Source organism: Pseudomonas sp. FP1742 (genome assembly GCF_030687145.1).
GTDB classification, from domain to species: domain Bacteria; phylum Pseudomonadota; class Gammaproteobacteria; order Pseudomonadales; family Pseudomonadaceae; genus Aquipseudomonas; species Aquipseudomonas frederiksbergensis_D.
Genome location: NZ_CP117460.1, coordinates 370,579 through 393,316, shown reverse-complemented (window position 1 = coordinate 393,316; position 22,738 = coordinate 370,579). Strand labels below are relative to the sequence as shown.

The window sequence follows — 22,738 nt, the reverse complement described above, 5'->3', positions numbered from 1 at the left end:
GTTGGTGCAAACATCTGCACCATACCCACATCTCAACCCATTTTGGTTCGAAAGTACCCGTGAAAGCTGGCAGAACGCCACGCAAACGAGCGTAAAACGCCCGTTTCAGGCTCTAAACGCTTCTTTTCGGAGCCTTGGTTTGGTTTTTGCATTTTCCTCATACCGGCGCGTTATTCATGCGCATGCCCTGCTCCAAAAGAGGTCCTGATGACCATTAGCGACGTACTACACCGCTTGCTACTCGACAACCTGACCACCGCCACCATCCTGCTCGACGCCGAACTGCGCCTTGAGTACATGAACCCGGCGGCGGAAATGCTCCTGGCCATCAGCGGCCAGCGTAGCCATGGGCAGTTCATCAGTGAGTTGTTCACCGAATCCACCGAAGCGCTGAATTCCCTGCGCCAGGCGGTCGAGCAGGCGCACCCGTTCACCAAGCGCGAAGCGATGCTCACCGCCCTCACCGGCCAGACCCTGACCGTCGACTACGCCGTGACGCCAATCCTGAGCAATGGCGACACGATGCTGCTGCTGGAGGTTCATCCTCGCGACCGCCTCCTGCGGATCACCAAGGAAGAGGCACAACTGTCGAAGCAGGAAACCAGCAAAATGCTGGTGCGTGGCCTCGCCCACGAGATCAAGAACCCTCTCGGCGGCATTCGTGGCGCGGCTCAGTTGCTGGCCCGTGAGCTGCCGGAAGAAAGCCTGCGCGATTACACCAATGTCATCATTGAAGAGGCCGATCGCCTGCGCAATCTGGTGGATCGCATGCTCGGTTCCAACAAATTGCCGTCGCTGGCCATGTGCAACGTCCATGAAGTGCTGGAGCGCGTGTGTCAGTTGGTGGAAGCCGAAAGTCAGGGCTGCATCACTTTGGTGCGCGACTACGATCCAAGTATTCCGGATGTCTTGATCGATCGCGAACAGATGATTCAAGCCGTGCTGAACATCGTGCGCAACGCGATGCAGGCCATCAGCAGCCAGAACGAGCTGCGCCTTGGTCGCATCAGCTTGCGTACCCGCGCCATGCGCCAGTTCACCATCGGCCACGTGCGCCATCGCCTGGTGACCAAGATCGAAATCATCGACAACGGCCCGGGGATCCCCGCCGAGCTGCAGGAAACAATCTTCTTCCCCATGGTCAGCGGCCGCCCGGACGGTACCGGGCTGGGCCTGGCCATTACCCAGAACATCATCAGCCAGCACCAGGGCTTGATCGAATGTGACAGCCATCCAGGCCACACCACGTTCTCGATCTTTCTGCCACTGGAACAAGGAGCCACATCGACATGAGCCGTAGTGAAACCGTGTGGATCGTCGATGACGACCGTTCTATCCGTTGGGTCCTGGAAAAAGCCTTGCAACAGGAAGGCATGACCACCCAAAGCTTCGACAGCGCCGATGGCGTGATGAGCCGCCTGGCGCGCCAGCAGCCGGACGTGATCATCTCCGACATTCGCATGCCGGGTGCCAGCGGCCTGGACCTTCTGGCGCGGATTCGCGAACAACACCCACGACTGCCGGTCATCATCATGACTGCCCACTCCGATCTGGACAGCGCTGTCGCGTCCTATCAGGGCGGCGCATTCGAATACCTGCCCAAGCCGTTCGATGTCGACGAAGCCGTTTCCCTGGTCAAGCGCGCCAACCAGCACGCTCAGGAACAACAAGGCCTGGAAGTCGTCCCGACGCTGACCCGCACCCCGGAAATCATCGGTGAAGCGCCGGCGATGCAGGAAGTGTTTCGCGCCATCGGGCGCTTGAGCCACTCCAACATCACCGTGCTGATCAACGGCGAATCCGGTACCGGTAAAGAGCTGGTGGCCCACGCCCTGCACCGTCACAGCCCACGGGCGGCCTCGCCGTTCATCGCACTGAACATGGCGGCGATCCCCAAGGACCTGATGGAGTCCGAGCTGTTCGGCCATGAAAAAGGCGCGTTCACCGGAGCGGCCAACCTGCGGCGCGGGCGTTTTGAACAGGCCGATGGCGGCACCCTGTTTCTCGATGAAATCGGCGACATGCCGGCGGACACCCAGACTCGCTTGCTACGGGTACTGGCGGACGGTGAGTTCTACCGCGTCGGTGGTCACACGCCGGTAAAGGTCGATGTACGCATCATCGCCGCGACACACCAGAATCTGGAAACCCTGGTGCACGCCGGAAAATTCCGTGAGGACTTGTTCCACCGCCTCAACGTGATCCGCATCCACATTCCACGGCTGTCGGACCGTCGCGAAGACATCCCGACCCTGGCCAAGCACTTCCTCAGCCGCGCCGCGCAAGAACTGGCGGTAGAGCCGAAGCTGCTGAAAGGTGAAACCGAGGAATACCTGAAAAACCTGCCGTGGCCAGGCAACGTGCGCCAGCTGGAGAACACCTGCCGCTGGATCACCGTAATGGCTTCAGGCCGCGAAGTGCACATCAGCGACCTGCCGCCAGAGCTGCTGAGCCTGCCGCAGGATTCGGCACCGGTGACCAACTGGGAGCAAGCGCTGCGCCAGTGGGCCGACCAGGCTTTGGCACGCGGCCAGTCGAGCCTGCTTGACAGTGCCGTGCCGAGTTTTGAGCGGATCATGATCGAAACCGCCCTCAAACATACCGCCGGCCGCCGCCGCGACGCCGCCGTGCTGCTGGGCTGGGGCCGCAATACCTTGACGCGCAAGATTAAGGAATTGGGGATGAAGGTAGATGGTGGGGATGATGATGAAGGGGATGAGGGCTAAACAGTCTTTGGATCTGCGCTGATCTCTGGCTAACAGCGAACCAATGTGGGAGCGGGCTTGCTCGCGAAGGGGCCTTAACATTCAACATCTTCGTTGACTGTTACACCGCTTTCGCGAGCAAGCCCGCTCCCACATTCAGGGCTTGATGCACCGACTGAATGCACCGTGAACCGCAATCGCGCACGGCAACCGATCCAAAATCCCGCCTTCGCCGCCAACAAAATCAATATCACAAAAACACCAAAGCCCCGAATTACGGGGCCTCCAGCGCTGTTCAGCGACTTTCTGTTTCAGTTTGTTAAAAACTGGCACGCCCCCTGCAATAGTCCAATCAGTGATTCGATTCACTACCCAGTTTCGGGGACCTTGGTACAGGCAGGCCGGGGATTCCCCTCTTTACACCGGGCTCATGCCGCAGCAGCGGCGAACCCATCCCGTTTTGGGGTCCTTGGTACAGGCAGGCCGGGGATTCCCTCTTTACACCGGGCTCACGACACAAAACGCGAGCCCTCCCGTTTCGGGAACCTTGGTACAGGCAGGCCGGGGATTCCCTCTTTTATTGCTCCCGGAGATGGATCTCCAGCCGCCAGCGGCCATCGACCTCGCTACCGGCCCACTCACCCTGCAGTGGCCGGGCCGCCACCACGGTCAGCAACAATCCCCCATCACTCAAACGCGTTCGCCAGTTCACGTCCTTGCCGTTGAGCTTGAGTTGACCTTTCTGCGCACGGCCTTCGGCCTCGAACAGCAATGCCACGCTGCCGTCGACCAGCTCGCCGTGGGTTTTGGGTTCGTTGTTGAACCACACCAGCAACCCATCGTTGGTCACCTCGACCTGCTGTAAAACACTGGGGTCGGGCGCGGTCAGGCGACCGATCATCAGGCCCACCATCATCCCGACAATTGCCAGCGAAGCCATCACCCGCGGGAATAGTTTCGAACGAGGATCCTTTGGCGGCGTAGAATGCCCGTCATCTTTACCTTCGGAGCCGTGCATGTTTCACGTCATCCTTTTCCAACCAGAAATTCCGCCGAATACCGGCAACGTTATCAGGCTGTGCGCCAACAGTGGCTGCCACCTGCATTTGATCGAACCGCTGGGCTTCGAGATGGACGACAAGCGCCTGCGCCGGGCCGGCCTCGATTACCACGAGTATGCCACCCTGCAACGCCACGCAGACCTCGCCAGCTGTCTGGAAAGCCTCGGCCATCCTCGGCTGTTCGCCTTTACCACCAAGGGCTCCCGGCCATTTCACGATGCCAGCTTCGCCGAGGGCGATGCCTTCCTGTTCGGCCCGGAAAGCCGTGGCTTGCCAGCCGAAGTGCTCGACGCCCTGCCCGGCGAACAACGCCTGCGTCTACCCATGCGCGAAGGCTGCCGCAGCCTGAACCTGTCCAACACCGTGGCCATCGCGGTGTACGAAGCCTGGCGTCAGCTCGGTTTTAAATAACCCACATAACAAATGTGGGAGCGGGCTTGCTCGCGAAGGGGCCATCAGCTTCAACATTGATGTTGGCTGACACACCGCTTTCGCGAGCAAGCCCGCTCCCACATTGGACTTGCTGCGTCGTTCAAGACCGCTTACTGAACAGTTGGAGTCTCGCCAGCCGCCTGCATGCGTTGCAGCTCTTGTGCGTACAGCGCGTCGAAGTTCACCGGAGCCAGCATCAGGGCCGGGAACGAACCGCGGGTCACCAGGCTGTCCAGGGTTTCGCGAGCGTACGGGAACAGGATGTTCGGGCAGAACGCGCCCAAGGTGTGGCTCATCGAAGCGTCGTCCAGGTTCTTGATCAGGAAGATCCCGGCCTGTTGTACTTCAGCAATGAACGCCACTTCTTCACCGTTTTTCACGGTGACCGACAGGGTCAGCACGACTTCGTGGAAGTCGCCTTCCAGCGCCTTCTGGCGGGTGTTCAGGTCCAGACCGACACTCGGCTCCCACTGCTGGCGGAAGATTGCCGGGCTTTTCGGGGCCTCGAAGGACAAGTCACGTACGTAGATGCGCTGCAAGGAGAATTGCGGTGCGGTTTCTTCTTCGCTAGCTGCAGTGTTCTGTTGGTCAGTCATCTCAGATCCTTTCTGATCTCGGGTCTTGTAGGGTTGGCTATTTCTAAAAGGCAGTCAGGCCTTGAGCATGGCGTCGAGCTTGCCGGCGCGCTCCAGGGCAAACAAATCATCACAGCCGCCAACGTGGGTGCTGCCGATCCAGATCTGCGGCACGGAGGTACGCCCGGCCTTCTGAGCCATCGCGGCACGCACCTGCGGCTTGCCATCGACCTTGATCTCTTCGAAGGCTACGCCTTTGTTCTCGAGCAGGTACTTGGCTCGCGAGCAATAAGGGCAGTAATCGCTGGAATAGACGACGACGTTGTTCATATCACTTCACCAGTGGCAGATTGTCGGCTTTCCAGCTGGAAATACCGCCAGACAGCTTGGCAGCGGTGAAACCGGCTTTCACCAGTTCACGGGCATGCGTACCGGCGGTCTGGCCCATGGCGTCGACCAGGATAATGGTCTTGGCCTTGTGTTTTTCCAGTTCGCCGACGCGAGCGGTCAGTTTGTCCTGAGGAATGTTCAACGCGCCAACGATGTGACCGGCGGCGAAATCCTTGGTCGGACGAATGTCGACCACCACGCCTGCGTCCTTGTTGACCAGCCCGGTCAGTTCACCGGTGCTCAGGCTGCGGCCGCCGCCTTGCATCTGATAAGCGATCAGCAACGCCAGCAGTACGACGAAAATACCGACGAGCAGATAGTGGTTAGTGGCAAATTCAATCAGGTGAGCAACCATCGAAGGAGGTTCCAGGGCGTTAAAATGTCGGCCAGTATACACAGCCACTATGGTGGGCCAAACCCCGTCCGGCGGTGACGGCGCCGGAACTTAGCTTTAAACTCCTACTCCCTTTTCCATCGCCCTCTTTTAATTCAGCCACGAGTGGAATCCATGACTACCACGCCTAAACCTTTGGTCCTGATTATTCTCGACGGCTTCGGTCACAGTGAGAGCCCTGAATCCAACGCCATCTTTGCGGCGAAGAAGCCCGTACTGGACCGTCTGTGGGCCACCGTGCCGAACGGCCTGATCTCGGGCAGCGGCATGGACGTCGGCTTGCCGGACGGCCAGATGGGCAACTCCGAAGTCGGCCACATGAACCTCGGCGCCGGTCGGGTGGTGTATCAGGACTTCACACGCGTGACCAAAGCGATCCGCGACGGCGAGTTCTTCGAGAACCCGACCATCTGCGCCGCGGTGGATAAAGCCGTTGCTGCCGGCAAAGCCGTGCACTTCATGGGCCTGCTGTCCGACGGCGGCGTTCACAGCCACCAGGACCACCTGGTCGCCATGGCTGAACTGGCCTTCAAGCGCGGCGCCGAGAAAATCTACCTGCACGCCTTCCTCGACGGCCGCGATACGCCGCCGAAAAGCGCTCAGTCGTCGATCGAATTGCTGGATGCAACCTTCGAAGCCCTCGGCAAAGGCCGGATCGCCAGCATCATTGGCCGTTATTACGCCATGGACCGTGACAACCGTTGGGATCGCGTGTCCCAGGCCTACAACCTGATTGTCGACGGCGCCAGCGAATTCAACGCCGCCACCGCCCAGGAAGGCCTGCAAGCCGCGTACGAGCGTGGCGAGAGCGACGAATTCGTCAAAGCCACCAGCATCGGTGAGCCGGTGAAGGTCGAAGACGGCGACGCCGTGGTCTTCATGAACTTCCGCGCCGACCGTGCCCGCGAACTGACCCGCGTGTTCGTCGAAGACGATTTCAAGGAATTCGAACGTGCTCGCCAGCCAAAACTGGCCGGTTTCGTCATGTTGACCCAATACGCCGCCAGCATCCCCGCGCCGTCGGCCTTCGCCGCCGGCAGCCTGGAAAACGTGCTGGGTGATTACCTGGCGAAAAACGGCAAGACGCAGCTGCGCATCGCCGAAACCGAGAAGTACGCTCATGTGACCTTCTTCTTCTCCGGCGGTCGCGAAGAACCGTTCCCGGGCGAAGAACGCATCCTGATCCCGTCGCCGAAAGTCGCCACCTACGACTTGCAACCCGAGATGAGTGCCCCGGAAGTCACCGATCGCATCGTCGATGCCATTGAAAACCAGCGTTACGACGTGATCGTGGTCAACTACGCCAACGGCGACATGGTCGGCCACAGCGGTGTATTCGAGGCGGCGGTGAAAGCCGTGGAATGCCTGGACACCTGTGTCGGCCGTATCGTCACAGCGCTGGAAAAAGTCGGCGGCGAAGCCCTGATTACCGCCGACCACGGCAACGTCGAGCAAATGTCCGACGCTTCCACTGGCCAGGCCCACACCGCCCACACCACCGAGCCGGTGCCGTTCATCTATGTCGGCAAGCGTGACTTGAAGGTTCGCGAAGGCGGCGTTCTGGCCGACGTGGCGCCGACCATGCTGATGTTGCTGGGGCTGGAGAAGCCTGCGGAAATGACCGGAACTTCGATTCTGGTGTAATCCGCCGTTCAAACACCACACAACCCTGTGGGAGCGGGCTTGTATGGTGAGGGGGCTTGCCCCCGTTCGGCTGCGCAGCAGTCGTAAACCATTGCATGCGGTGTACCTGGTACACCGCGATTGCAGATTTTGGGGCCGCTTCGCGATCCAACGGGGGCAAGCCCCCTCGCCACACAGGCTCGCTCCCACATTGGTTTTCAGTCCAGTTATCACACAGTCCCAATTGGGCGTTTTTTTTGCAGCGTGGGGCGGGCATACTAGGCCGTCCCTTTCCCTGGTGTCGCCCGCCTCTATGCTTCGCGTCCTGATAGCCCTCGCTCTGACTTGCCTGCTCCAACCGGCCTTTGCCGACGAGCGCGCGCAAACCCAACAACAGTTGGACGCCACGCGTCAGGACATCGCCGAGCTGAAAAAACTGCTGGGTAAACTCCAGGAAGAAAAATCCGGGGTGCAGAAAGACCTCAAAGGCACCGAAACCGAGATGGGCAAGCTCGAGAAGCAGGTCGAGGCGCTGCAAAAAGAGCTGAAGAAAAGCGAATCCGAGCTGCAACGACTCGATACCGAGAAAAAAAAACTCCAGAGCGCGCGCATTGAACAGCAACGACTGATCGCCATTCAGGCCCGCGCGGCCTATCAGAACGGCCGCCAGGAGTACCTCAAGCTACTGCTTAATCAGCAGAACCCGGAAAAATTCGCCCGCACCCTCACCTATTACGACTACCTGAGCCAGGCCCGCCTGGAGCAGCTGAAGAATTTCAACGAGACCCTGCGTCAACTGGCCAATGTCGAAAAAGACATCTCGATGCAGCAAGCCCAGTTGCTGGTGCAGAAAAGCAGCCTCGACAGCCAGCGCGACGAACTCGACAAGGTCCGCAAGGAGCGCCAGCAAGTCCTGGCCAAGCTCAACGACGACGTAAAGGCTCGCGATCAGAAACTGGCCGCCCGCGAGCAGGATCAGGCGGACCTGTCTAAAGTCCTTAAAACCATTGAAGAAACCCTGGCCCGTCAGGCCCGTGAGGCAGAAGAAGCGCGGCAAAAAGCGTTGATCGCCCAGCAGGAAGCTGAAAAAAAGCGGTTACGTGAGGCTCAGGCTCAAGCAGACGCCACTGACGCCCCGCGCAAACCCGCCAAATCGACGCCCGGCGCTCTGGTTTCAAGTTCAGGCGAGACCTTCGGCGGGCCTTTTGCTTCAACTCGCGGCAAACTTCCATGGCCGGTTGATGGTCGACTGCTGGCGCGCTTCGGTGAAAGCCGGGGCGACGATGCCCGAACCAAGTGGGATGGCGTGATGATCAGCGCCTCCGCCGGCAGCCAGGTGCATGCCGTTCACGGCGGTCGCGTGGTGTTTGCCGACTGGTTGCGTGGCGCCGGGCTGCTGGTGATTCTCGACCACGGCAACGGTTTCTTGAGTCTTTACGGTCACAACCAGACGCTGCTCAAGTCTGCCGGTGACGTGGTAAAAGCCGGTGAGTCCATCTCCACTGTCGGTAACAGTGGCGGGCAGGACACACCAGCACTGTATTTCGCTATTCGTCAGCAGGGTCACCCGAGTGATCCAGCGCAATGGTGCCGCGCGCAAGGATAGGCGTTGAGTCACCTACATTAGGAGTTCGTTCGACATGCTGCATTTGTCCCGCCTTACCTCGCTGGCCCTGACGATCGCCCTGGTGATCGGCGCGCCGTTGGCGTTTGCCGCTCAACCGGCCCCGGCGGTCGCGCCTGCCGGCACCGCTGCGACCACCAAGGCGCCATTGCCGCTGGACGAGTTGCGCACCTTTGCCGAAGTCATGGACCGGATCAAGGCAGCCTATGTAGAACCGGTGGATGACAAGACCCTGCTGGAAAACGCCATCAAAGGCATGCTCAGCAACCTTGACCCGCACTCTGCGTACCTGGGCCCGGAAGACTTCACTGAATTGCAGGAAAGCACCAGCGGCGAATTCGGCGGCCTTGGCATCGAAGTCGGCGCTGAAGACGGTTTCATCAAAGTGGTTTCGCCCATCGATGACACCCCGGCCTCCAAGGCTGGCATCCAGGCCGGCGATTTCATCGTCAAGATCAACGGCCAGCCGACTCGCGGCCAGAGCATGACCGAAGCCGTGGACAAGATGCGCGGCAAGATCGGCCAGAAGATCACCCTGACCCTGGTGCGCGACGGCGGCACTCCGTTCGACGTGACCCTGGTCCGCGCCACCATCCAGGTGAAAAGCGTCAAGAGCCAGTTGCTGGAGTCCGGCTACGGCTACATCCGCATCACCCAGTTCCAGGTCAAGACCGGCGAAGAGGTCTCCAAGGCCTTGGCCAAGCTGCGCAAGGACAACGGCAAGAAGCTCAGCGGCATCGTCCTCGACCTGCGTAACAACCCGGGCGGCGTGCTGCAATCGGCGGTGGAAGTGGTCGACCACTTCATCACCAAGGGCCTGATCGTCTACACCAAGGGCCGCATCGCCAACTCTGAACTGCGCTTCTCCGCCACCGGCAAGGACGAAAGCGAAGCCGTGCCAATGGTCGTGCTGATCAACGGCGGCAGCGCCTCGGCCTCGGAAATTGTCGCCGGCGCCCTGCAGGATCAGAAACGCGCGGTGGTCATGGGCACCACCAGTTTCGGCAAAGGCTCGGTCCAGACCGTGTTGCCGCTGAACAACGACCGCGCCCTGAAAATCACCACGGCGCTGTACTACACGCCGAACGGCCGCTCGATCCAGGCTCAAGGCATCGTCCCGGACATCGAGGTGCGCAAGGCCAAGATCACCAACGAGCAGGATGGCGATTACTTCAAAGAGGCCGATCTGCAAGGTCACCTGGGCAATGGCAACGGCGGCGCCGACAAACCGACCGGTTCCGGCAGCAAGGCCAAGGCCATGCCGCAGGATGACGATTACCAGCTGGCCCAGGCCCTGAGCCTGCTCAAAGGACTGAGCATCACCCGCGGCCACTGAGATGCGCTTGCGGGTCCTCCTTGGTCTGCTGTGCTGCCTGGCGGGCGTTGCTCACGCCGCGCCCGCCACGTCAGCAGCCACACCTCACAAGGCTTATCTGAGCCTGATCATCGATGACCTGGGGCAGAACCTGCCCCGGGATCGCCGTGTGCTGGCTCTGCCCGGCCCGGTGACCACAGCCATCATGCCCGATACACCCCACGCCACCGAATTCGCCCGCCAAGCCCATCGCGCCGGCAAGACCGTCATTCTGCACATGCCCATGGACCCGGCCACCGGGCCGTTCGCCTGGCACCCCGAGCTGCCCATCGAAGAACTTGAAAAGCGCCTGAACGCCGCGTTCAACAGGGTGCCCTATACCGCCGGCATCAATAACCACATGGGTAGCCGCATGACCGCTCAGCAACCGGCCATGGCCTGGCTGATGGCGGACTTGCAGCGTCGGCACATGTTCTTCGTCGACAGCCGCACCAGTGCGCAAACCGTGGCGGCCGCCGAGGCGCAGAAGATTGGTTTGGCGAGTGTTTCGCGGGATGTGTTTCTGGATGATGAGCGCACCGAAGCGGCGATCTTCACGCAGCTTCAAACTGCGATCAGCCTGGCACGCAAGCAGGGCTCGGCGATTATGATCGGGCATCCATATCCGCAGACCCTGGCGGTACTGGAGCGTGAGTTGCCCAAGCTCAAGGCACAGGGAATTGACTGGATCGACATCAAATTGATGATCAGCGTGCGCGGCAATCGTGCCACGGCTGCTCATGGCAAGGATGGGCAATACCGTCTACCGCCCGGTCAATAATCAAGCTCCTTCTGTCTCTCGATAACTATATAGGCCTCTTGGTATCCAGCGTCGTGCCACGATTGCGCACACCTGAATTTCATCACCAAGGAATGGCCATGAAATACCTTAGCTACAGTTGCCTGACGGCCTTGATCGGCGTGGCAACAGATACCTCTGTACAGGCGCGCGACCTTGGAGAAGGCGCCGTCAATGGCTCAACGTCGAGAGCGCTGCAAAACAGCGAGCATCATTATGAACTCTGGAGCGGCATCGGACGCCTGAACTTGCCATCGAGGCAATCCTGCAGTGCCGTACTTCTGGACACGCGAAACAGGCAAGGCCGTGCCACCGGCCCTGCCTATCTGCTCACCAGCGGCCATTGCGTGTTCTTTCAGTTCGGTTCGGCGCGGACCCATCTGCCTGTGCAGGCCAACATCACCTTCCACTACTTTTATGACACGCCCCAGCGTCATCGCCGATACGCCGTCCGCACCGCCCGGTGGAGCAGCCTGGTGGGAACTGATCTGGCAGTACTTGAGGTCGATGCCACCTTGGCCTCGCTGATACAGGCCGGGATCAGCCCGCTGAAGCTGGCGCCCCGGCAAACCTATGAGAGCCATGATGTGCTTAACGTCGGCGCGCCCAGCGGCTTCACTGAACGCGGGCTTCGATTGAGCGTTTGTGCCGAGCAAACCGCCGGAACGTTCATCGATCACCCCGGGGTCTTCCCTTTGTCCACGAGAAACCGTTGCGACCTTCACCCTGGCAGCTCCGGCAGCCCGATGTTGAACCGCCGCACCAACGAAATCACCGGTATCGTCAGTCAAGTCGCAACCTACCGCAATACGCCAGAGCCGCCCGACTGCGAACATTCGCCATCCTGCCAAGCTGCGCGCTTCAACTACAGCTACTCTGCCAACTTTCTCTCCCACTGCTTTATTGACGGTGTCTTCACCAGCAACGGGGCGGGCTGTTCGTTGGAACCGGTCGAGCTGACTGTCACGGAGCCCTGGAAGCTCGAGTCATACGTTCATGGAACACAAAACGCGGATGGGCAGGTCGTATTGCCGACGTGGAATTTCAGGTTCACCCTTGCTGCGCGCTTCTACCGCTACAAAACGGTCCGTAACGCCAGAGACTGCAAGGTTCCCGACCATTACAGCGCCGTCATCAGTGCGGAAGATGCTTATATCAATACCGAAATCGGGTCACAAAGCGGCGCACATGCACTCTGCATTATCGGCGTCGATTCCGGACAACAGAGCCTGACAAGGGCAACATTGAATAACGTATTCACGAGAGCTGTGTACTTGAGCCCGGTGCTGGTCGCTTCCGTTCAGGCCAGGTCCAGGTAATGACTACAAATACCGCCCCATGATGTCGTCCACCACACCTTCCTTGCGCAACTGATCCAGCGCGGCTTGCAGCTTGGCGACGGTCTCATCCGGCACGTCCTTGTTCAGTGCCAGGTACAGCTCGGCACTGTTGAAGCGCAGTACGGTCTTGAGCCCGGTTACCCCGTCCTGCCGCGCCAGGTAACGCCCGGCAGGATCGCCGGTGGCCCACAGGTCAATCTGACCGTTAACCAGCTTCTTCGCGTTATCCTGGTCGCGCAGCACCACAATCGGCTTCAGCCCTTGCTTGGCCAATGTCTCGGCAATCGCATCACCCTTGTAGGCACCAATCTTGTATTTATGCGCCTGATCCAGCGACTCCAGGGTGATCTTGCTGTCAGCCTTGGCCAGCATGATCCAGTCGTCCGGGCCGATAGGACCGACCCACTTGAAGAGTTTCTCGCGGTCCGGCAACCGCGCCATCACGAACACGCCATAACCGGGTTTTTCCAGGGCGAGTTTGTAGATTCGCTCCCAAGGGAAACGCAGCGTCAGGCTGTAGGGGATGTCGGCGCGCTTGAACATCTCGCGGACAATGTCCACGGCGATGCCATTGATGTTCTCGTCCTGGGCGAAGTTCTTGCCGTTCTTCGCCATGTTGTACGGAGGGAAGTTTTCCGTCAGCAGCACCAGGCCGGAGTCGGGACTTTCTTCGGCATGAACTCCGTTGATGAACAACAGCGAAGCGCTGGCGAGAACAAGAAGAAGTCGTTTAAGCATGTCGGGGCTACCGGAATCCATGGCGTGCCCAAGAGTGCCTTGAGCCCGCCATACTGTCCACTGGCCTGTATGGTTAACGCATCACGATTCCGCGATGAGCCATGTAGGCCTTGGCTTCCTGCACGGTGTATTCGCCGAAGTGGAAAATACTCGCCGCCAGCACCGCGCTGGCGTGGCCTTCGAGAATGCCGTCGGCCAGGTGCTGCAAGTTGCCGACACCACCAGAGGCGATCACCGGAATCCCCAGCGCGTCGCTGATGGCGCGGGTAACGCCCAGGTCGAAACCGTTTTTCATGCCGTCCTGGTCCATGCTGGTCAGCAGGATTTCACCGGCACCGAGGCCTTCCATTTTCTTCGCCCACTCAACGGCGTCGAGGCCGGTAGGTTTGCGACCGCCGTGGGTGAAGATCTCCCAGCGCGGGGTTTCGCCCGGACCGGAGACTTTCTTGGCGTCGATGGCGACGACGATGCACTGCGAGCCGAAATGCTGAGCCGCTTCGCCGACGAATTCCGGGTTGAATACTGCGGCGGTATTGATCGAGACCTTGTCCGCGCCGGCATTGAGCAGGTTGCGAATGTCTTGCACGGTGCGCACGCCACCACCCACGGTCAGCGGGATGAACACCTGGCTGGCCATGCGCTCGACGGTGTGCAGCGTGGTGTCACGGCCGTCGACGCTGGCGGTGATGTCGAGAAAGGTAATCTCGTCGGCACCCTGCTCGTCGTAGCGACGGGCGATCTCCACCGGGTCGCCGGCATCGCGAATGTTCTCGAACTTGACGCCCTTGACCACCCGGCCGTTATCCACGTCCAGGCAAGGGATGATGCGTTTGGCCAGCGCCATGGTGAGTCCTCAGCCTTTGTACGAATCGCAGAAAGCTTGCGCTTCAGCGACATCGAGGGTGCCTTCGTAGATCGCCCGGCCAGTGATGGCTCCGATGATGCCTGGCGCCTTGGCGTCAAGCAGCGACTTGATGTCACCCAGATTGTGGATACCGCCGGATGCAATGACCGGGATCTTCGTCGCGGCAGCCAGAGCAGCGGTGTAAGAGACGTTGCAGCCCTGCATCATGCCGTCTTTGGCGATGTCGGTATAAACGATCGCGGACACGCCGTCGGCCTCGAATTGCTTGGCCAGGTCGATGACCTGCACGGTACTGATTTCAGCCCAGCCGTCGGTGGCGACAAATCCGTCTTTGGCATCCAGGCCGACAATCACCTTGCCTGGGAACGCGCGGCAGGCTTCGGCGACGAAGGCCGGATCTTTCACGGCCTTGGTGCCGATGATCACGTAGCTCACACCCGCTTTCACGTAGTGTTCGATGGTTTCCAGGGAACGGATACCGCCGCCGATCTGAATCGGCAGGTTCGGGTAGCGCTTGGCGATGGCGGTGACCACTTCGCCGTTGACCGGCTGGCCTTCGAACGCACCGTTCAGGTCGACCAGATGCAGACGACGGCAACCGCCCTCCACCCACTTGGCAGCCATGCTCACCGGGTCATCGGAGAACACTGTGGAATCTTCCATGCGGCCCTGGCGCAGACGAACACAGGCACCGTCTTTGAGATCGATAGCGGGAATAATCAGCATCTGGCAAACCTTCAAATTCGAGTATTCAGCTTCGCTCGGAAATCAGTTTTTCTCGAGCGCCCACAGGTCGCTTTCGATGCTTTCGAACCTCTCTTTGAGGTGCGTCTGCACATCGAAAATCGCCCTGTTGTAATAGTGCGGAGCAATTTCGCGGGTAAACAGCTCAAGGATTTCAGCCGCTTCGAACGAACCCAGGTCCAGTTCGAAGCGATCCTCCATGAAGCGCTTGATCTTGTGATTGGCCTCGCTCTCCTGCTCGGGAGTGAGGGTCAGGATCGGCGGCTTCTTTTTGGCAGCCATTTACCAGCGACCATCCCACGCGGCGAAGTTCTGCAGCAATTGCAGGCCATGGGTATGGCTCTTCTCCGGGTGGAACTGCACGGCGAAACGCGAGCCATCGGCCAGCGCGGCGGCGAAATCGACCCCGTAATGACCGCTACCCACCACCTGCCGCGCATTGCCGGCGGCGATGTAGTAGCTGTGTACGAAGTAGAAGCGCGCCAGGTCCGGAATGTTGTGCCACAGCGGGTGAATCACCGTCTGCTTCACTTCGTTCCAGCCCATGTGCGGGACTTTCAAATGTTCGCCGTCTTCGTGCAGATCCTTGCCGAAGAACTTCACCTGGCCTGGAAACAAGCCGATGCAATCGACGCCGTCGTTTTCTTCGCTGCGGTCGAGCAAGGCTTGCATGCCCACGCAGATGCCGAGGAACGGACGGTCCTGGCTGACTTCACGCACCAGCGAATCGAAGCCCAGGCGACGGATCTCCGCCATGCAATCGCGAATCGCGCCAACGCCGGGGAATACCACCCGGTCGGCTTCGCGAATCACATCCGCATCGCTGGTGATCAGCACCTTGCCGGCACCGACATGCTCGAGGGCCTTGGCCACCGAGTGCAGGTTGCCCATGCCGTAGTCGATAACCGCGACCGTCTGCATTACAGAACGCCTTTGGTGGACGGAATCTGACCGGCCATGCGGTCATCCAGCTCCACGGCCATGCGCAGGGCGCGACCGAAAGCCTTGAACACGGTCTCGATCTGGTGGTGGGTGTTGTGCCCACGCAGATTGTCGATGTGCAGGGTGACGTTGGCGTGGTTGACGAAGCCCTGGAAAAATTCCTGGAACAGGTCAACGTCGAAACCGCCGACGGTGGCGCGGGTATACGGAACATGCATCTGCAGGCCAGGACGGCCGGAGAAGTCGATCACCACACGCGACAGCGCTTCATCGAGCGGCACGTAGGCGTGGCCGTAGCGACGGATGCCTTTCTTGTCGCCGATGGCTTTGGTGAAGGCCTGACCCAGGGTGATACCGACGTCTTCCACCGTGTGGTGGTCGTCGATATGCAGGTCGCCCTTGCTGACAATATCCAGGTCGATCAGCCCGTGACGGGCGATCTGGTCCAGCATGTGCTCAAGAAAAGGCACACCGATATCAAATCGGGCCTTTCCGGTGCCATCCAGGTTGATCGAGGCTTTGATCTGGGTTTCCAGAGTGTCGCGCTCGACAGACGCCATACGTTCGGCCATCACCAGCTCCGCAAAAAATCATTGGGGCGAAAAAGGCAGCCATTATAGGGTCGCGGGCGCTAAACAGAAACACAGGAGGCAATATCACTGACGGAGTGAACCCCGTGCTGTCGGGGATAGACATGTCAGTACAAGCAGGTGAACACAAAGTTTGTGTCCATGGAGATCAATGTGGGAGATCGGCGCGATAGACGAGCACCTCAGCCTTGGCCACATCAACACCCACGACCGCTTGCGAAGTAAGGATTGTCATGACGAATCCTCGGAGCTAGGGTTTAAGAGCTTGTTGGGGTCTACCGTTGCGCTGGCTTGTCTCTATCGTCGGCCTAGCCGATGAATTCCTTATTGGCGCTTTTAGGTAGAAGGGGTGGGACGAAGTCTCCCACGGTCTGTACTGGCTAGAGTCAGAATCGGGCTTTTAGTCCCACCCACCCCTTCAAGTCTAAACATACAAGCGGGCTTGCTCGCGAAAGCGGTGTACCAGGCAACATTGATATCGACTGACACGACCTCTTCGCGAGCAAGCCCGCTCCCACAGGGTTATGCGTTAGTGAAACAGCACCGCCGTTTTCTGCAAGGTCACCCAAATCCCCCACGCCAACGGAATCCCCACCACCAGCCACGCCGCCACCGCCAAAGGCTTGGTGCCGGCATCCGCTTTCCACTCCAGCACAGTGCTGGCGTCAGCACCCTTGTCGTGGCCCAGCGCCTGTTCGGCGGCCAGTTCGGCGTCGGTCATGAAGTACTTGTCGGCCACCGGACGCACCAGCAGGTTGCAGATGAAACCCAGCACCAGCAGGCCCGCGAGGATGTACAAGGTGATGTCGTAAGCCGCGGCACGTTCAACGCCGATGCTCAGCTGATATTCACGCAGATAGTTCACCAACACCGGCCCCAACACACCCGCCGCCGCCCAGGCCGTCAACAGACGCCCGTGGATGGCGCCGACCATTTGCGTACCGAACAGGTCCGCCAGGTAAGCCGGCACCGTGGCAAAGCCACCACCGTACATCGACAAGATGATGCAGAACGCCGCCACGAACAGCGCGACGCTGCCCAGGTGACCCAGGTTCGGGATCAACGCGTAGAGGGCAAAACCCAGGGCGAAGAACACGAAATAGGTGTTTTTGCGGCCCAGATAGTCCGAGAACGAAGCCCAGAAGAACCGGCCACCGATGTTGAACAGGCTCAGCAAACCGGTGAAACCGGCAGCAATCGCCGCGATCGAAGCCAGTTGCGAAGCATCCAGCTGACCGAACGTCAGATCGTTGCCGAGCAATTTACCGGCAAACACTTCCTGCAACAGCGGCGAAGCCATGCCGAGGATGCCGATACCCGCCGAGACGTTCAGGCACAGCACCAGCCACACCAGACGGAACTGCGGGGTCTTCCACGCTACATTCACGTGAACGTGACGGTGAGTGATCATCGCGTTCGAGGCTTTTTTCGCCGGCGCCGTCCAGCCTTCAGGCTTCCACCCGGTTGGCGGAACGCGATAGGACAGCGCGCCGCCGATCATGAACACGAAATAGATCGCGGCCATCACCAGGAAGCTCTGCCATACGCCCACGCTGGTTGGCGAAGCGAAGTGGCCCATCAGGGCTGCAGCCAGTGGAGCGCCGACCATCGCACCGCCACCGAAACCCATGATTGCCATGCCGGTCGCCATACCGCGCTTGTCCGGGAACCACTTGATCAGGGTCGAAACCGGCGAGATGTAACCCAGGCCCAGGCCGATACCGCCGATGACCCCGGAGCCGATCCACATCAGCCAGATCTGGTGGGTATAGACCCCCAGCGCCGAAATCAGCAGACCGCCACACCAGCACAGTGCCGATACAACACCTGCCTTGCGTGGGCCTGCGTGTTCGAGCCAACCGCCCCAGATCGCTGCCGAGCAACCCAGGAAGATGAAGAACAGGGTATAGATCCAGCCGAGCATCGAGATCGGCCAGTCGCATTGCGACGAAAAGACCTGAGCGATAAAGCTCATGTCCGGCGCACAAGCCACGGCTTTGGTGACGCCCAGGGCTTTGGACAGCGGCAGCCAGAACACCGAAAAGCCGTAGGCCATGCCGATGCAGAGGTGGATGGCCAGAGCGGCCGGTGGTACAAGCCAACGGTTAAAACCGGGCTTGGCGATGATGCGCTCCTTGGACAGGAACGCGGGCCGGTCGGCAAAGCCGTCCGCCGTGATGCTCGTAGTCATGGTGTTTCCCCCAATTATTAGTAGGGTTCGCCAGCCGCTCTTCACCCCCAGCCTTATATGCACGCAGGCATGACTTCTTTTAGGTGAAGCTTCATTTTGGTGCGACATCGCGCCGCAGAAGGACGGACGAACGGGCAGAGGTTACCATTTGCACGTGACAGAAAAACCAAACTGATATCACCTTTTGTACGTCATCTGATCTCGTACCACTGGATGAGCGTGTTTTCAGGCCACCGGGCCGGATTAATTTTTCAAAGGAGGCGTCATGCCGATCATTGTCGAACTGCTGAAGGAAGCCACTTATCAGGATCAGCAAGATCTGCAGAAGATTTACCGCGACGCCCCGGACTGGCTGTTTGCACCCTTTACAGGGGATACCGAGCTGATCGAAAGCTGCCTGCGGGACGGCTCGTTGATCGCCGGACGCTTCAACGATCGACTGCTGGGTGCGGCACGTTTGCAACGGCACCAGGATGTCTGGCATTTGTCCCAATTATGCGTACGAAAAATTACCCGTCGTCGCGGCGTCGCCGAGCGCCTGGTGAACGAAGCACAGAAAATGGCGTCGCAATCGGGCGCGACATTGCACCTGCTGGTGCCTGCCGGGCACCTCGAAGCCCAAGCTCTGGCGGCTAAGCTGAAGGTGCCGCTGGATATACTCCCTACGTGATCGCTGACCGGTCGGCCACTTCGGAGCGCTATACTCCCCGGCTAAATTTCGAATTCGACTAAATACAAGGACTCGCCCATGAAAGCGTTCGGCAAAATCCTGGGTCTGGTACTTCTCGGGCTGTTGCTGATCATTGTGGCGCTGGGCTTTGCCCTGACCCACTTCTTCGATCCCAACGACTACAAAGACGAGATTCGCCAGATTGCCCGCGACAAGGCCCACATCGAGCTGACGCTCAATGGCGATATCGGCTGGAGCCTGTTCCCCTGGCTGGGGCTGGAATTGCACGAAGCCAGTGTTGCGACCCTGGCCAAGCCCGCCGAGCCATTTGCTGACTTGCAGATGCTCGGCCTCTCGGTCCGGGTCATTCCGCTGCTGCGCCGCGAAGTGCAGATGAGCGATGTGCGCGTCGAAGGCCTGAACCTGCGCCTGAACCGCGACAAGGACGGCCACGGCAATTGGGAAGACATCGGCAAGGTCCCGGCGCCTGCCACTGCGACCACGTCGACCACGCCGCCCGCCGCTAGCGGCGAACCTGCCCCGGCAACTGCTACTCCGATGGAAAAACCGGCGCAGCCGATCCGCCTGGACATCGACAGCCTGACGGTCAACAACGCCCGCGTTGAATACAACGACGAGAAAACCGGCAAGCAGTTCAGCGCCGAAAGCATCCAGCTGAGTACCGGCCCGGTCCATGACTCGACCAACATCCCGGTCAAACTCACGGCGTTCCTGGGCACCAACCAACCGGTTCTGCGGGTACGTACCGAGCTGGCCGGCGAGCTGCGTTTCGAGCGCGCGCTGCAACGCTACAAGTTCGAAGACATGAAACTCTCCGGTGAAGTTGCCGGGGATCCGCTGCAAGGCAAGACCATGACCTTCGCCGCTCAAGGTCAGCTGCTGCTGGACAAGGCCGCCAACGTCGCCGAATGGACCGGCATCAAGATCTCCGCCAACCAGCTGCGCGCCCTGGGCGAACTGAAAGCCAACGACCTCGACAAGACTCCGCAAATCAGCGGCGGCCTGTCGATTGCCCAATTCGATCTGGCGAAATTCGTCGACAGCATCGGCCAGAAACTCCCGGCGATGGCCGAAGGCAGCCTGAGCAAAGTCGAACTGGTCAGCCAGGTTGCCGGCACGCCGACCAGCCTGTCGCTCGATAACATCAACCTGAAACTCGACGACAGCAACTTCAGCGGCCGCATCGCCATCGAAGACTTCGCCAAGCAATCGCTGCGGGCAACCCTCAAGGCTGACACCTTCAACGTCGACCGTTACCTGCCGCCGAAATCCGCCGAAGCCAACAGCGCAACACAGGTGCGCAAGGCTGAAGTGGCCAGCACCGAGGCCGATGCCCTGGCTGGCCCGGGCAACACACCGCTGCCGCCATCACCGACCAAAGGCCCGTGGAGCAGCGACCGCCTGTTCCCGGTGGAGCGCCTGAGCAAACTCGACGTGGCCGCCGACCTGACCTTCGGCCAACTGACCCTCGACAACCTGCCGATCCAGAACGCAGCACTCAAGGCCACCGGCCAAGGTGGCTTGTTGACCCTGGAGAATCTGCGCGGCGATCTGTACGACGGCAACTTCGAAGCCAAGGGCACCCTGGATGTGCGCCAGCAAGTGCCGGCGCTGAACATGCAGACGCGCATCAACAACGTGCCAGTGGAGAAAATCCTCGAGAGCCAGGGGAAAAATCCGCCGGTCAAAGGCCAGGTCACGCTCAACAGCGCCCTGACAGGCAGTGGCAATAGCCAGAGCGCGCTGATCGAGAGCCTCAACGGCAACGCCAGCTTCGTCATCAACAACGGTATGTTGCTCAATGCCAACCTTGAGCAACAACTGTGCAAAGGCATCGCCATCCTGAATCGCAAAACCCTCAGTGGCGAACCACGGGGCAAGGACACACCGTTCGAAGAACTCAAGGGCAACCTGGTTTTGCGCAACGGCGTGGCCAATAACCCGGACCTGAAAGTGCGCGTCCCGGGCATGACCGTCAACGGTAACGGCGACATCGACCTGCGGGTGCTGGGCATGGATTACCGCCTGGGCATCATCGTCGAAGGCGACAAGAGCGACATGCCGGACCCGGCCTGTCAGGTCGGCGAGAAATACGTCGGCATCGAATGGCCGCTGCGTTGCCGTGGCCCACTGGAGCTGGGCGCCAAGGCTTGCCGCCTCGACAACGAACGCATGAGCCAGGTCGCCAGCAAACTGGCCGGCGAGCGCATCAGCGAAAAAATCGATGAGAAACTTGGCGATAAAGTCAGCCCGGAACTGAAAAACGCGCTCAAGGGGCTGTTCAAGCGATGAGAGCCGAGCAGTTTTCAACGGCCGTGCTGGACTGGTACGACCGCCACGGTCGCCATGACTTGCCGTGGCAACAGGGCATCACCCCTTACCGGGTGTGGGTCTCGGAAATCATGTTGCAGCAGACCCAGGTCAGCACCGTGCTGAACTACTTCGACCGGTTCATGGCCTCGCTGCCAACCGTCGAAGCCCTGGCCGCCGCGCCGGAAGACGAAGTGCTGCACCTGTGGACCGGCCTCGGTTATTACACCCGGGCGCGCAACCTGCAAAAGACTGCGAAGATTGTGGTTGCCGAATATGGCGGCGAGTTTCCCCGCGATGTGGAGAAACTCACCGGGCTGCCGGGTATCGGCCTGTCCACCGCCGGGGCGATTGCCAGCCTGAGCATGGGCATCCGCGCGCCGATCCTCGATGGCAACGTCAAACGGGTGCTGGCGCGCTTTACCGCGCAAGAGGGTTATCCCGGCGAGCCGAAGGTCGCCAAACAGTTGTGGGCGAACGCTGAGCGCTTCACGCCGCATGACCGGGTCAACGCCTATACCCAGGCGATGATGGATCTGGGCGCCACGCTCTGCACCCGCAGCAAGCCGAGCTGCCTGCTCTGCCCACTGAAAAAGGGCTGCGAAGCACACATGCTCGGCCTGGAAACCCGCTACCCGATCCCCAAGCCGCGCAAAGCCGTGCCACAGAAACGCACACTGATGCCGATGCTCGCCAACGGCGACGGTGCGATTCTGCTTTACCGTCGCCCTTCCACGGGCCTGTGGGGCGGTCTCTGGAGCCTGCCGGAACTCGATGACCTCGACGACCTGCAACATCTGGCTTCGCAGCACTCGCTGGAACTGGGCAGCCAACAGGCACTGCCGAGCCTGGTACATACCTTCAGCCACTTTCAATTATCCATCGAACCCTGGCTGGTCCAGGTGCAGGAGGCCGGCCATCACGTGGCCGAGGCCGACTGGCTCTGGTATAACCTCGCCACCCCGCCGCGCCTGGGCCTTGCCGCCCCGGTCAAAACCTTGCTCGAACGCGCGGCCGCCGTATTGAACGCAGGAGAGTCGTCATGACCCGCACCATCATGTGCCGCAAGTACAAAGAAGAACTGCCCGCCCTGGAGCGCGCTCCATTTCCGGGTGCAAAAGGTCAGGACATTTTTGACCACGTCTCGGCCAAGGCCTGGGCCGACTGGCAGAAACACCAGACCCTGCTGATCAACGAAAAACGCCTGAACATGATGAACGCCGAAGACCGCAAATATCTTCAGGGCGAGATGGACAAGTTCTTTTCCGGCGAGGAATACGCCAAGGCCGAAGGCTACGTTCCACCTGCTCAATAATTGATCAAAATCCGGGGTCGGCACGTAAGCGACGGTAATAATTAAATATTTTTTG

General features: G+C 60.1%; 23 protein-coding genes. 12 read left to right on the top strand and 11 right to left on the bottom strand.

Annotated elements, in window-relative coordinates; translation table 11 throughout:
• Positions 1-207: 207 nt before the first annotated feature.
• Positions 208-1,293: a nitrogen regulation protein NR(II) gene (glnL, locus tag PSH64_RS01775; protein ID WP_105340637.1), complete on the top strand. Its 1,086-nt coding sequence runs from the start codon at positions 208-210 to the stop codon at positions 1,291-1,293.
• Positions 1,290-2,726: a nitrogen regulation protein NR(I) gene (gene ntrC, locus PSH64_RS01770; protein ID WP_105340638.1), complete on the top strand. Its 1,437-nt coding sequence runs from the start codon at positions 1,290-1,292 to the stop codon at positions 2,724-2,726. The genes glnL and ntrC overlap by 4 nt, the downstream gene beginning before the upstream one ends.
• A gap of 556 nt (positions 2,727-3,282) precedes the next feature.
• Here ntrC and PSH64_RS01765 read toward each other — a convergent pair.
• A complete protein-coding gene (locus PSH64_RS01765; RefSeq protein WP_105340639.1) occupies positions 3,283-3,723 on the bottom strand; it encodes a hypothetical protein in 441 nt (146 codons plus the stop codon).
• On the opposite strand from PSH64_RS01765, the gene trmL reads away from it, so the two are divergent.
• Positions 3,722-4,177, top strand: a complete 456-nt coding sequence (gene trmL, locus PSH64_RS01760; protein ID WP_007939438.1) for a tRNA (uridine(34)/cytosine(34)/5-carboxymethylaminomethyluridine(34)-2'-O)-methyltransferase TrmL — start codon at positions 3,722-3,724, stop codon at positions 4,175-4,177. The two genes, PSH64_RS01765 and trmL, sit on opposite strands and share 2 nt — an antisense overlap.
• Before the next feature lie 131 nt (positions 4,178-4,308).
• On the opposite strand, the gene secB is transcribed toward trmL, so the two are convergent.
• From secB to PSH64_RS01745, 3 genes are read right to left on the bottom strand one after another with little or no spacing between them, the layout of a single operon-like run.
• Entirely contained in the window at positions 4,309-4,794 is a 486-nt protein-coding gene (gene secB, locus PSH64_RS01755; RefSeq protein ID WP_007897410.1) for a protein-export chaperone SecB, read from the bottom strand.
• Positions 4,795-4,848: 54 nt separating this feature from the next.
• Positions 4,849-5,103 (bottom strand): glutaredoxin 3, encoded by a 255-nt coding sequence (gene grxC, locus PSH64_RS01750; RefSeq protein ID WP_007939440.1) that lies wholly within the window; start codon positions 5,101-5,103, stop codon positions 4,849-4,851.
• A 1-nt stretch (position 5,104) separates the two neighbouring features.
• Entirely contained in the window at positions 5,105-5,518 is a 414-nt protein-coding gene (locus PSH64_RS01745) for a rhodanese-like domain-containing protein (protein ID WP_105340641.1), read from the bottom strand.
• Between the two features lie 153 nt (positions 5,519-5,671).
• Here PSH64_RS01745 and gpmI point away from each other — a divergent pair, with 153 nt between their 5' ends.
• The 5 genes from gpmI to PSH64_RS01720 all read left to right on the top strand — a co-directional run bounded on the left by gpmI (position 5,672) and on the right by PSH64_RS01720 (position 12,276).
• Positions 5,672-7,201: a 2,3-bisphosphoglycerate-independent phosphoglycerate mutase gene (gpmI, locus tag PSH64_RS01740; RefSeq protein WP_105340642.1), complete on the top strand. Its 1,530-nt coding sequence runs from the start codon at positions 5,672-5,674 to the stop codon at positions 7,199-7,201.
• Positions 7,202-7,493: 292 nt separating this feature from the next.
• Complete coding sequence (locus PSH64_RS01735; RefSeq protein ID WP_305479758.1) at positions 7,494-8,786, top strand: murein hydrolase activator EnvC; 1,293 nt, start codon at positions 7,494-7,496, stop codon at positions 8,784-8,786.
• A 34-nt stretch (positions 8,787-8,820) separates the two neighbouring features.
• Positions 8,821-10,140: a S41 family peptidase gene (locus PSH64_RS01730; protein ID WP_105340644.1), complete on the top strand. Its 1,320-nt coding sequence runs from the start codon at positions 8,821-8,823 to the stop codon at positions 10,138-10,140.
• Between the two features lies 1 nt (position 10,141).
• Positions 10,142-10,939, top strand: coding sequence for a divergent polysaccharide deacetylase family protein (locus PSH64_RS01725; RefSeq protein ID WP_105340645.1), 798 nt, complete (start codon positions 10,142-10,144; stop codon positions 10,937-10,939).
• Between the two features lie 98 nt (positions 10,940-11,037).
• Entirely contained in the window at positions 11,038-12,276 is a 1,239-nt protein-coding gene (locus PSH64_RS01720; RefSeq protein ID WP_305479757.1) for a serine protease, read from the top strand.
• A 3-nt stretch (positions 12,277-12,279) separates the two neighbouring features.
• Here PSH64_RS01720 and PSH64_RS01715 read toward each other — a convergent pair whose 3' ends face one another.
• The 7 genes from PSH64_RS01715 to PSH64_RS01685 all read right to left on the bottom strand — a co-directional run bounded on the left by PSH64_RS01715 (position 12,280) and on the right by PSH64_RS01685 (position 18,367).
• Positions 12,280-13,035 carry an ABC transporter substrate-binding protein gene (locus PSH64_RS01715; RefSeq protein WP_105340647.1) on the bottom strand — a complete coding sequence of 252 codons (756 nt, stop codon included), beginning with the start codon at positions 13,033-13,035 and terminating at the stop codon, positions 12,280-12,282.
• Between the two features lie 73 nt (positions 13,036-13,108).
• Positions 13,109-13,879 (bottom strand): imidazole glycerol phosphate synthase subunit HisF, encoded by a 771-nt coding sequence (hisF, locus tag PSH64_RS01710; RefSeq protein WP_007897430.1) that lies wholly within the window; start codon positions 13,877-13,879, stop codon positions 13,109-13,111.
• A gap of 9 nt (positions 13,880-13,888) precedes the next feature.
• Positions 13,889-14,626 (bottom strand): 1-(5-phosphoribosyl)-5-[(5-phosphoribosylamino)methylideneamino]imidazole-4-carboxamide isomerase, encoded by a 738-nt coding sequence (gene hisA, locus PSH64_RS01705; RefSeq protein ID WP_019581800.1) that lies wholly within the window; start codon positions 14,624-14,626, stop codon positions 13,889-13,891.
• A gap of 42 nt (positions 14,627-14,668) precedes the next feature.
• Entirely contained in the window at positions 14,669-14,926 is a 258-nt protein-coding gene (locus tag PSH64_RS01700; RefSeq protein ID WP_018929213.1) for a DUF2164 domain-containing protein, read from the bottom strand.
• Positions 14,927-15,565 carry an imidazole glycerol phosphate synthase subunit HisH gene (hisH, locus tag PSH64_RS01695; protein ID WP_105340648.1) on the bottom strand — a complete coding sequence of 213 codons (639 nt, stop codon included), beginning with the start codon at positions 15,563-15,565 and terminating at the stop codon, positions 14,927-14,929.
• On the bottom strand, positions 15,565-16,158 hold the full coding sequence (hisB, locus tag PSH64_RS01690; RefSeq protein ID WP_305479756.1) for an imidazoleglycerol-phosphate dehydratase HisB: 594 nt from the start codon (positions 16,156-16,158) through the stop codon (positions 15,565-15,567). Before hisB ends, hisH begins: the two co-directional genes overlap by 1 nt.
• Before the next feature lie 547 nt (positions 16,159-16,705).
• Positions 16,706-18,367 carry an OFA family MFS transporter gene (locus PSH64_RS01685; RefSeq protein ID WP_105348865.1) on the bottom strand — a complete coding sequence of 554 codons (1,662 nt, stop codon included), beginning with the start codon at positions 18,365-18,367 and terminating at the stop codon, positions 16,706-16,708.
• Positions 18,368-18,632: 265 nt separating this feature from the next.
• Here PSH64_RS01685 and PSH64_RS01680 point away from each other — a divergent pair, with 265 nt between their 5' ends.
• The 4 genes from PSH64_RS01680 to PSH64_RS01665 all read left to right on the top strand — a co-directional run bounded on the left by PSH64_RS01680 (position 18,633) and on the right by PSH64_RS01665 (position 22,683).
• Positions 18,633-19,037: an acetyl-CoA sensor PanZ family protein gene (locus tag PSH64_RS01680; protein WP_105348862.1), complete on the top strand. Its 405-nt coding sequence runs from the start codon at positions 18,633-18,635 to the stop codon at positions 19,035-19,037.
• A gap of 78 nt (positions 19,038-19,115) precedes the next feature.
• Complete coding sequence (locus PSH64_RS01675; RefSeq protein ID WP_105348860.1) at positions 19,116-21,350, top strand: AsmA family protein; 2,235 nt, start codon at positions 19,116-19,118, stop codon at positions 21,348-21,350.
• Positions 21,347-22,414, top strand: a complete 1,068-nt coding sequence (gene mutY / locus PSH64_RS01670) for an A/G-specific adenine glycosylase (protein ID WP_305479755.1) — start codon at positions 21,347-21,349, stop codon at positions 22,412-22,414. The genes PSH64_RS01675 and mutY overlap by 4 nt, the downstream gene beginning before the upstream one ends.
• Complete coding sequence (locus PSH64_RS01665; protein WP_007939458.1) at positions 22,411-22,683, top strand: oxidative damage protection protein; 273 nt, start codon at positions 22,411-22,413, stop codon at positions 22,681-22,683. Before mutY ends, PSH64_RS01665 begins: the two co-directional genes overlap by 4 nt.
• Positions 22,684-22,738: the final 55 nt, after the last annotated feature.

Bases quoted from the DNA above. Each gene is read 5' to 3' on its own strand.
- glnL (WP_105340637.1), top strand. From the start codon at position 208: ATGACCATTAGCGACGTACTACACCGCTTGCTACTCGACAACCTGACC.
- ntrC (WP_105340638.1), top strand. From the start codon at position 1,290: ATGAGCCGTAGTGAAACCGTGTGGATCGTCGATGACGACCGTTCTATC.
- trmL (WP_007939438.1), top strand. From the start codon at position 3,722: ATGTTTCACGTCATCCTTTTCCAACCAGAAATTCCGCCGAATACCGGC.
- PSH64_RS01765 (WP_105340639.1), bottom strand. From the start codon at position 3,723: ATGCACGGCTCCGAAGGTAAAGATGACGGGCATTCTACGCCGCCAAAG.
- secB (WP_007897410.1), bottom strand. From the start codon at position 4,794: ATGACTGACCAACAGAACACTGCAGCTAGCGAAGAAGAAACCGCACCG.
- grxC (WP_007939440.1), bottom strand. From the start codon at position 5,103: ATGAACAACGTCGTCGTCTATTCCAGCGATTACTGCCCTTATTGCTCG.
- PSH64_RS01745 (WP_105340641.1), bottom strand. From the start codon at position 5,518: ATGGTTGCTCACCTGATTGAATTTGCCACTAACCACTATCTGCTCGTC.
- gpmI (WP_105340642.1), top strand. From the start codon at position 5,672: ATGACTACCACGCCTAAACCTTTGGTCCTGATTATTCTCGACGGCTTC.
- PSH64_RS01735 (WP_305479758.1), top strand. From the start codon at position 7,494: ATGCTTCGCGTCCTGATAGCCCTCGCTCTGACTTGCCTGCTCCAACCG.
- PSH64_RS01730 (WP_105340644.1), top strand. From the start codon at position 8,821: ATGCTGCATTTGTCCCGCCTTACCTCGCTGGCCCTGACGATCGCCCTG.
- PSH64_RS01725 (WP_105340645.1), top strand. From the start codon at position 10,142: ATGCGCTTGCGGGTCCTCCTTGGTCTGCTGTGCTGCCTGGCGGGCGTT.
- PSH64_RS01720 (WP_305479757.1), top strand. From the start codon at position 11,038: ATGAAATACCTTAGCTACAGTTGCCTGACGGCCTTGATCGGCGTGGCA.
- PSH64_RS01715 (WP_105340647.1), bottom strand. From the start codon at position 13,035: ATGCTTAAACGACTTCTTCTTGTTCTCGCCAGCGCTTCGCTGTTGTTC.
- hisF (WP_007897430.1), bottom strand. From the start codon at position 13,879: ATGGCGCTGGCCAAACGCATCATCCCTTGCCTGGACGTGGATAACGGC.
- hisA (WP_019581800.1), bottom strand. From the start codon at position 14,626: ATGCTGATTATTCCCGCTATCGATCTCAAAGACGGTGCCTGTGTTCGT.
- PSH64_RS01700 (WP_018929213.1), bottom strand. From the start codon at position 14,926: ATGGCTGCCAAAAAGAAGCCGCCGATCCTGACCCTCACTCCCGAGCAG.
- hisH (WP_105340648.1), bottom strand. From the start codon at position 15,565: ATGCAGACGGTCGCGGTTATCGACTACGGCATGGGCAACCTGCACTCG.
- hisB (WP_305479756.1), bottom strand. From the start codon at position 16,158: ATGGCCGAACGTATGGCGTCTGTCGAGCGCGACACTCTGGAAACCCAG.
- PSH64_RS01685 (WP_105348865.1), bottom strand. From the start codon at position 18,367: ATGACTACGAGCATCACGGCGGACGGCTTTGCCGACCGGCCCGCGTTC.
- PSH64_RS01680 (WP_105348862.1), top strand. From the start codon at position 18,633: ATGCCGATCATTGTCGAACTGCTGAAGGAAGCCACTTATCAGGATCAG.
- PSH64_RS01675 (WP_105348860.1), top strand. From the start codon at position 19,116: ATGAAAGCGTTCGGCAAAATCCTGGGTCTGGTACTTCTCGGGCTGTTG.
- mutY (WP_305479755.1), top strand. From the start codon at position 21,347: ATGAGAGCCGAGCAGTTTTCAACGGCCGTGCTGGACTGGTACGACCGC.
- PSH64_RS01665 (WP_007939458.1), top strand. From the start codon at position 22,411: ATGACCCGCACCATCATGTGCCGCAAGTACAAAGAAGAACTGCCCGCC.